The 8,654-nt window shown below is 51.1% G+C and carries 9 protein-coding genes; all 9 read right to left on the minus strand.

Translation table 11 applies throughout. The features are described from left to right. Window positions 1–15 precede the first annotated feature (15 nt). The 9 genes from HYT77_04465 to HYT77_04505 all read right to left on the minus strand — a co-directional run bounded on the left by HYT77_04465 (window position 16) and on the right by HYT77_04505 (window position 8,494). On the minus strand, window positions 16–1,092 hold the full coding sequence (locus HYT77_04465) for a phospho-N-acetylmuramoyl-pentapeptide-transferase (GenBank protein MBI2067247.1): 1,077 nt from the start codon (window positions 1,090–1,092) through the stop codon (window positions 16–18). Between the two features lies 1 nt (window position 1,093). Continuing rightward, on the minus strand, window positions 1,094–2,470 hold the full coding sequence (locus tag HYT77_04470) for a UDP-N-acetylmuramoyl-tripeptide--D-alanyl-D-alanine ligase (GenBank protein ID MBI2067248.1): 1,377 nt from the start codon (window positions 2,468–2,470) through the stop codon (window positions 1,094–1,096). Continuing rightward, window positions 2,467–3,999, minus strand: coding sequence for a UDP-N-acetylmuramoyl-L-alanyl-D-glutamate--2,6-diaminopimelate ligase (locus tag HYT77_04475; GenBank protein MBI2067249.1), 1,533 nt, complete (start codon window positions 3,997–3,999; stop codon window positions 2,467–2,469). The genes HYT77_04470 and HYT77_04475 overlap by 4 nt, the downstream gene beginning before the upstream one ends. Then, entirely contained in the window at window positions 3,969–5,945 is a 1,977-nt protein-coding gene (locus tag HYT77_04480) for a transpeptidase family protein (GenBank protein MBI2067250.1), read from the minus strand. Before HYT77_04480 ends, HYT77_04475 begins: the two co-directional genes overlap by 31 nt. Then, a complete protein-coding gene (locus tag HYT77_04485; GenBank protein ID MBI2067251.1) occupies window positions 5,942–6,280 on the minus strand; it encodes a cell division protein FtsL in 339 nt (112 codons plus the stop codon). Before HYT77_04485 ends, HYT77_04480 begins: the two co-directional genes overlap by 4 nt. Further along, the gene (rsmH, locus tag HYT77_04490) at window positions 6,281–7,153 is read right to left on the minus strand and encodes a 16S rRNA (cytosine(1402)-N(4))-methyltransferase RsmH (protein MBI2067252.1); all 873 of its coding nucleotides are present in this window, start codon (window positions 7,151–7,153) and stop codon (window positions 6,281–6,283) included. It abuts the gene before it with no gap. Further along, entirely contained in the window at window positions 7,128–7,487 is a 360-nt protein-coding gene (locus tag HYT77_04495) for an STAS domain-containing protein (GenBank protein MBI2067253.1), read from the minus strand. Before HYT77_04495 ends, rsmH begins: the two co-directional genes overlap by 26 nt. After that, on the minus strand, window positions 7,487–7,927 hold the full coding sequence (mraZ, locus tag HYT77_04500; protein MBI2067254.1) for a division/cell wall cluster transcriptional repressor MraZ: 441 nt from the start codon (window positions 7,925–7,927) through the stop codon (window positions 7,487–7,489). The genes HYT77_04495 and mraZ overlap by 1 nt, the downstream gene beginning before the upstream one ends. Window positions 7,928–8,155: 228 nt before the next feature. Further along, window positions 8,156–8,494: a 4Fe-4S binding protein gene (locus HYT77_04505; GenBank protein MBI2067255.1), complete on the minus strand. Its 339-nt coding sequence runs from the start codon at window positions 8,492–8,494 to the stop codon at window positions 8,156–8,158. Window positions 8,495–8,654 lie beyond the last annotated feature (160 nt).

The raw sequence follows: 8,654 nt of genomic DNA on the forward strand, positions 1-8,654 counted from the left end.
CACTCCCCTTTCCCGCTATCTCAACTTCAAGGTCCCCAATGCCACCAAACACAACACCAGAGAAACAATCCAAAACCTCACAATCACCTTCGGCTCCTGCCATCCTTTAAGCTCATAATGATGGTGGAGCGGGGCCATCTGAAAAACCCGCCGACCAAAAATCTGGAAAGAAAGAACCTGGGTGATCACAGAAACGGTCTCCAGAACAAAAATTCCACCGATCAGAATCAATAGAATCTCGTTCTTCGTCATGAGCGCGAGGAGACCAAGGGCCGCTCCCAAGGGAAGTGCCCCGACGTCCCCCATGAAGATCTCCGCAGGATAGGTATTAAACCAGAGAAATCCCAGAAGGGCCCCCGCCACGACCCCGCCAAAGATAGCCAGCTCTCCCGCGCCGGGGATATGGGGGATCTGGAGATAATTAGAAATCCGGATATGTCCGGCGAGATACGCCAGAACCGCATAGGAGATATAAGCCAAAAGCGAAGGACCGGTTGCGAGACCATCGAGACCATCGGTCAGATTGACCGCGTTGGAGGTACCGACAATCACAAAAATCGCAAACGGGAGATACCAAAGCCCCAAATCAGGTCGCATCATCTTAAAGAACGGGAAGGAAAGCCGCGTGTCGGCCGGAAAACTGTGATAGAGAAAAATGGCCGCAATCAACGCAGCCCCGACTTGAAAAAGAAACTTGTACCGTCCTCGGATCCCCTTGTTTGACTTCAAACGAATCTTTTTCCAGTCATCAGCAAAACCGATCCCGGCAAACGCAGCATAAACAGCCAAGGCAACCCAGACAGGGGCACTTCTTAAGTCAGCCCAAAGAACGGCCGAGACAAAGATACAGAAAAAGATCAAGAGACCTCCCATGGTCGGTGTCCCTGCCTTAACCTGATGGTGAGCCGGTCCCTCTTCCCGAATCGATTGCCCCCACTGCAATCTCTGAAGGAGGCGGATCTGCCACCGCCCCAGAAGAAAATAGAGAAGAAGAGCGGTCAATAAACCGCCAAAGGTTCGAAACGTGATGTATTTGAAAAGATTGAAGACGATATATTGATCGGCCAATGAATAAAGAAGAGAGTAAAACATCTTAGTGTCTCAACGCCTCCACCAATCGTTCCAGATGCATTCCCCTCGATCCTTTGACCAGCACAAGGTCTCCCCGTTCAAGCAACGAGTGGATTCTTTCACAGGATCGTCCATTCAAATGAGGAAAGAAGAACGCCTTGTCTTTGGAAAATCCAGCCCTCACAGCCCCCTGACAAAGATCACGTCCTCTTCTCCCGACTCCGACAAGAAGATCAACTCCCGTGCGGGCGACAATGCCCCCAATTTTCTTGTGTTCCGGCGAGGCATGGTCACCTAACTCAAACATATCACCCAAAATGGCGACACGCCTCCTGGCCTGAATTTGGCCCAAAAAAGCCAACGCCTTTTCTGTGGAATCGGGATTGGCGTTGTAGCCATCATTCAAAATCGTCCAGTGTTTTGTTCGAACAACCTGTAGACGCCATTTCAGCCCCTTAAAATGGGCGAGGGCTCTCTTCAGACTATTCCAGGAAACCCCGAAGTGGCGGCCAACAGCAATGGCTGCGAGTGCATTCTCGACATTGTGAGATCCCAAGGCCGGCAGGGAGAATTTCACCGCCTCTCCCCCAGAATGAACCTGAAAACTGACCCCTCGCAGATTATGAACCCGAAAGTCCGAACCCCTGACATGACACCTCTTCCCCCATCCGAAGGTAACAACCGGCACATGACTCATCTTTCGTAGCGAGGAAAGATAAGGAGAATCTCCATTCAGAAAGGCAACGCCGTCACGACGGGGCAATCCCTCCAGCAGTTCTCCCTTGGCACGAACGACATCCCGCAAACTCCCAACTCCTTGGAGATGGGCACGACCGACATTGGTAATAACCCCCACCTGGGGAGAGGCGATCTCCACAAGGCGCCTGATTTCTCCCGGGGCATTCATCCCCATCTCAAGGACAGCGACCTTATGTCTCCGACCCAACCTGAAAAGATTCTGGGGAAGGCCAATGGCGTTATTCAAATTCCCTTCGGTTTTGAGGAGAGGGTATTTCTCCGAGAGAATCTGCGCAATCATCTCCTTGGTCGTTGTCTTTCCGTTGGAACCGGTCACCGCGACAACGGGAATCGAAAATCGCCTTCTCCAGAAACTTGCCAGATCTCCCAGCGCACGAGTTGTGTCGGTGACACGCGCAATGTTTTTGCCTTTGAAACGAGGCGAAAGATTTTTCATCACAACAGCCCCTCCAGCCCCTTTGCGAAAGGCCAGTGGAAGATAATCATGCCCGTCAAATCTCTCCCCCTGCAGCGCAAAAAAGAGATTCCCCCTCTTGATCGTTCGTGTATCCGTGGAAACACCCCGCATCATTGCCCCTTCCCTCCCCGCCACCAGTTTTCCTGACGTCGCCCTCAAAACCTCTGCCATCGATAGTTTCATCGCCCCGATTCACCCTTCACAGATCCACCCAAGATCTCTTTCAAGACTTCCTGATCACTGAAATGAAATTTTTCCTTGCCGATGATCTGGTAATCTTCATGCCCTTTACCCGCAATGAGAATCCCGTCGCCAGGGCGAGCCAGTTCAAGCGATTTTCGCAGCGCCTCCCGTCGATCCGGAATCCGGAGAAGTTTTCCGTGAGGAAAATTGGTCTCTCGAATCCCCTTCCAGATTTCGTTGATAATTTTTTCCGGCTCTTCGGTCCGCGGGTTGTCCGAGGTCACAATCACCAGATCACTGAACTGGGTCACTTCGCGGCCCATCATCGGCCTCTTGTGAGGATCCCGATCCCCTCCACACCCAAAAACGGTGATGAGCCGACCCGGGACAACTCCCTTGACTGTTTGTCCCACCCGCGCCAGCGCGTCCGGCGTGTGGGCATAATCAACAAAGATAAAAAAACCGCGGTTGTTGGGAATCGACTCCAGTCGCCCCGGCACCACTCTAACCGCCTCTATTCCCTGGATCATCTGGTCCATCGAGATACCCGCGCCATGTGCCATACCGATCGCCACGAGAATATTTTCCAGATTAAAACGCCCCATGAGCGAAGAGTTGAGAAGCCCTTCCTTCCCCTCTAAAACAAATTTGAGTCTTGAACCGGATGGCCCCATCTCAAAAGATTTTCCATAAACGGTACAAGACGGCTCAAACCCGACCTCGATCAGACGCTCCCCGCATTCTCCAACAATTTTTCGACCCCAGGAATCCTCCCGATTGATCACACAGAACTTGTCCCTCTTTTTACTCGCCGGGAGAACCTCGGTAAAAAGTCGCAATTTGGCAGCAAAATAATCTTCCAGGGTGGTATGGTAATCGAGATGATCCCAAGTCAGATTGGTAAAGGCGACCCCATCAAAATGGATCTCGCGGACCCGTTCCTGGTCAAGTGCATGGGAGGAGACCTCCATCACAACATGGGAAACATTGGATCTCTTCATTTCGGCAAGTAAACGTTGAAGAGCGAGGGGACCGGGGGTTGTATTCGGGGCCTCCAGAGTTTTTCCCGGGTAGCGGTAGTTCACTGTCCCCAAAACACCGGGGACAAATCCGGCCACATTGAAAATTGATTCAAGAAGAAAGGTTAATGTCGTCTTGCCGTTGGTCCCTGTAATACCAAATAAACGAAGGTGCTTCGAGGGCTCTTCATAAAAGCGTGCCGCCAGTTGAGGAAGGGCCAGACGCGGATTTTCCACAGCAAACTGCGGCACCGTAACTCCAGAAACCGGTTTTGAAAGAACGACCGCAGAGGCGCCTTTGTAAACCGCCTCCGTAACATACGCTCGGCCATCCTTCTCATGTCCCGGAATCGCTACAAAAATATCCCCGGGACAAACCTGACGAGAATCAGAACTGACTCCCTCAACCTCCAAGTCGCCGGAGAAGGAATTTAGCGGAATAATCCCATGAAACAGTTTTGAGAGCTTCATCTCATCCCTCACGGAGAGGCCTGGAACGTGATCCGACATACCTCTCCTTTCTTCAGTTCCTTTCCTGGCGGACAATTCTGATTCACAACAACACCGGAGCCGATCAGCTCAGCCGAAATTTTCCTGTCATCCAAAACCGCAAGGACTTCACGCATCGACATCCCGATGAACCGGGGAGTCCCTTTTTGAGAAGACCCGACGGAGGAGGCTAAAAGAGAAGCAGGCCCATTCAACGAAGCGAGGGAGGCTGTCATGACCGAGGCAGGCCCCTTTTCTTTTTCTGTCGGAGAAACACCCAGCTCACGAAGGGCCGTCCAGGCAATTTGGCGAAAAACAGGAGCAGCGACTGTCCCTCCATAGTAACTCCCCCTCGGCTCATCCACCGTCACGAGCACAACAAGGCGGGGATTATTGGCCGGAACAAAACCAACAAAGGAACTCATGAAATCAGAATGGGAATATTGCCGTCCCTTGATTTTCTGCGCCGTTCCGGTTTTCCCGGCTACATGATATCCCGGAATCTGCGCCAACGTGCCGGTCCCCCCCTCTTCCGTTGCACGAACCAGCATCTGCGAAAGAACCCTCGCCGTGGAATCTTTGAGAATTTTTTTGGATGGAAGGATCGGCTTCCAGACCGTCTTTCCAACGGAATCAGTCACCTTGGAAACGAAGTGAGGAAGAATATCTTCCCCTCCTGCACCAATAATCGCCATCGCCCTTACCATCTGCAGGGGCGTCACACGAATTCCTTGACCAAAGGCGATGTTGGCAAATTCAACCTCTCTCCATTGGGAGACCGGGCGGACAAATCCGGAAGTTTCTCCGGGGAAGTCGATCCCGGTCTTGCGACCAAAACCGAACGCCCCAATAGTAGAAGCAACCTCTTTCTGCCCAACACGCCGACCGACCTTGAAAGTTCCGATATTGGAGGAGACCTTGATAATGTCCGAAAAACTGAGCATTCCGTAGGGATGCGAATCGTGAATCACGCGGTTGCCAACGCGATAGCTTCCGTTCTCACAGAAAAATTTTTCGTCGGGATTAACGGCCTTCGATTCAAGGGCCGATGCTGCAACAATCACCTTAAAAATGGACCCGGGCTCAAATCCGTCCGTCACCGCCCGGTTTTTCCATTGAGACCAGTCATAGTCCTGAAAGGCATTGGGATTGAAACTGGGATAGGTCGCCATACCGAGGACGGCTCCCGTTTGAGCTTCCAGAACAATGCCGGTGCAGGCCTTCGCACGAAACTTCGAACAATTTTGTTTAAGCTCTTCTTCCACGGCAAATTGAATGGCACGATTGATCGTGAGCCAAACATCATGCCATTGCTCCTGACCCGCTCCCGGCAGGCTTGGCATCTCAAACTCACGACCACGGGCATCACGAAAGGCGACTTCCGGTGTTTCATCACCACGCAAATATTTGTCATAGGTCAGTTCTATCCCGCCCAGACCAGCCCCATCCAGACTGACCGCGCCGAGGATCTGACTGGCCAACTCCCGATTCGGATAAAATCGTTTTGACTCACCAACCCACTCAAGACCCGGATCATCCAACCCATGAAGACCGTCTGCTTCCTGCGGGGTCAGATGCCTTTTGATCCAGACATATTTTTTCGTGGAGGTCAGTTTTGAGAAAATATCCGCAAACGGGAGGGAAAGCTGCTTGGACAATACCTTGGCCAGCCTCCCCGGCTCGCTCACCTTGCGGGGTCTCGCGGCCAAAGAAATTGTCGGGATGCTAACGGAAAGCTCTTGCCCCTGACTATCATAAATGGTCCCTCGGGGAGAAATCCGTGGGATGACCGCTTGGTATTGGGTGTTGGCGATCTTCTCCAGTCGCTTGTCAGGAATGAGATGCAGATGAATACAGCGATAAATGAGGATTCCAAAGGAGCCTGTAAAAAAAACAAAGACTACGACCATTCGCCTTCGGATGCGCGAACGATCTTCGCGGGCATGAAACATTTTTTTGAGTCTCATGAGTCACGCGCCGAAATCATCGTTACTGTTTTTTCAGGTGGTTTTTTGAGTCCCATCTGCTGGGCCATCTTCTCAAGACGAAAAGGAGACCGTAGGGTTGCCAACTCCAATCGGAGGGTATGCGCCTCCCCCTTCAGTTTTTCCTGTTCGTCCATCATCTGTCGAATCTGATAGCCATTTTGCACTACCAAAACCCGAGTCCAAACATGGAGCAGCGCGAAAACAAAACAGAGGGAAAGAATAATCCCGGCACGACGCGCAAAGAACCTCATCTTCAGATCCTGTGAGCGGATCACATGGGAACGACGACGTTGTTGTCTTAAAAAAGGTTTCACCTAAATCTTCTCTCCAATGCGAAGCCTGGCCGAGCGGGATCGCGGATTTTCAGCGATTTCCCGCTCAGCCGGCCGAATAGGCTTCGGAGTCAGAATCTTAAAACTCCCCCCGAGCTTTAAGGTTCGCAATCTCTGTTTGATCCTTCGATCTTCGAGCGAATGATAGGCAATGAAAACGGCCCGTCCCCCTTCAGACAAAAGACCAGGGAAAATTTCCAAGAAGCGTTCCAAACGTTCGAGCTCCTTGTTCACCGCAATGCGGAGTCCTTGAAAAGTCCGGGTTGCCGGATGAATTTTAGAGCGGCCAGGCAATACCGAGGCAACAAGTCTCGCCAAATCTGATGTGGTCCGCAAACGTTGCAACGGAGTCCTTTTGAGTACTGCCGCCACGCGCCGAGCACGCGGCTCCTCGCCAAAATTTCGGATGATCCTCTCCAAGTCTTTTTCGGAACTGCGACGAATCAGATCCAGGGCGGTTTGTGTTGATGAAAGATCCATCCTCATGTCAATCGGGCCCTCCTGTCGGAAACTGAAACCCCGATCGGCCCTATCAAACTGCAAGGAAGAAACACCAAGATCGAGCAAAAACCCGTCCACGGCCGTATGCCCCAAGCCCCGGAGAATCTCCGGCAACTCCTCGTAATGGCCGTGGACAAGTTGAACGCTCGCCCCAAATTCCTGAAGACTTTGTTTTGCATGTTCCAGAATCTCTTCATCACAATCGACTCCAATTAATTGCCCTGCTCCCTCCAGACCTCTCAGGATCAACCCCGCGTGTCCTCCTGTACCGACCGTTGCGTCAAGGTAGACGCCCCCTTTCTTAAGGTTCAGACCTTCAAGAACCTCTTCAACAAGGACCGGCTTGTGAAACAATTCCGCCCTCAAAACTCATGATGGCCGACTCCAAAGAATCAAAGGTTTCAAAAAAATCCTCCACACCGGATACGCGGAGAATGTTGCGATGATAAAGGCTCATATTGGCCAGCTTGATCTGGCCGCGCAACGTGTGAGCCGCAACAACAAGAGAAACCATGTCAACAAGAACCTTGAAGTCGACATGCTCCACACGATCAAAGTCGAGAATAATTTTGGGCCAATCGGTATGGATCAGACGCGCCAAGCTACGGCGCAGCTCTCTTCCCTCAAAGAGCTCAATATCTCCCGCCAATCTAAAAATGGAAATGTCTGCCACTTTTTGAAATGTCATTAGAGCCCCAAGTCAGCCAATTTATCGGAAAAGGAATGAAGATCCCTCTCCGCATCACCAAAAATCTTCTGCCACCTTGACTTCGCCCAGATTTCGATTCGCTTGGTCATCCCGACCAGAACAACATCGCGCTCAAGACTCGCATACTCACGAAGGGTTGATGGGATGACAATCCGTCCGTTCGGGTCTAGCGGGCACTCCGTTGCCGCAGAAATAAAAAATCTCTGGAGTGACTTCACTTCGGAACGGAATTGAGGAAGGGAAGCAACCTTTTCTTCCACCCTCTTCCATTCTTTGACAGGATAGGCCCAAAGACAGTCATCAAAATTTGTGACGATCAGCTTTTCTTCATCTTGGGCAGCCAGAATCTCGCGAAATCGCGAAGGGATCGAGAGGCGCCCCTTCTGATCGATCATATGTTCGTATCTTCCACGGAACACCCCGGTATCCCCCTATGAACCGTTAAATGGTTCAATATGGGATTTTATGGGACGATATGGCCAAAGTCAAATAAAATCGAAAAGTTGCCTGTGGATAATTTGTTGATAATTAAGGAACTTTAATGGCAAAAGCCAACTTTATTATCATTCCGCACTGCCAATGAGTCTCCACTTAAAGATTTGCTTGTTAGGTAAGATGGCTAACCAATGAATCCGGAAGTGAAAAGACTAAGCCTGCCAAGGATGCTCAATAATTCCATCCGTTGGTGCTACCTGCCCCATCTCATCAGGCGTCAGCTTGTAGACATGGATCGCATCGTAAGGGCAGTTTTGCTCGCAGAGTTTACAGCCTATACAGGTTTCTATATTAACATGCACAAGCGGGAGAGAGCCCTCAACCTGTTCTCCCCCCTCCATCTGGAGACATTCCGGCACGGGACACCAATGGACACAGTATTCACAGCCAACGCAGGCATCCTTTTCCACCAGCGCCTTCATTTTGGGCTTGGTTGCCTTAGCCGGCTGAGATGGTGCAGGAGTTACCGGTGTTTCTGTTGTTGTTTCCATCGATTGTCTGACGATACGTCCTCAACGCCATTGTGTCAATCAGCCAGCTCTGCATGAAGAGAACAACAAGAAGACAAATGGAGAAACCTATTTTTGAAAAAGCCGATATCCTTTAAGTAGGAGGTTCTATGAACAAACTATCTCTATCGGCTCTAGGGAT

The sequence above is a fragment of the Deltaproteobacteria bacterium genome, assembly GCA_016180855.1.
GTDB lineage: Bacteria > UBA10199 > UBA10199 > JACPAL01 > JACPAL01 > JACPAL01.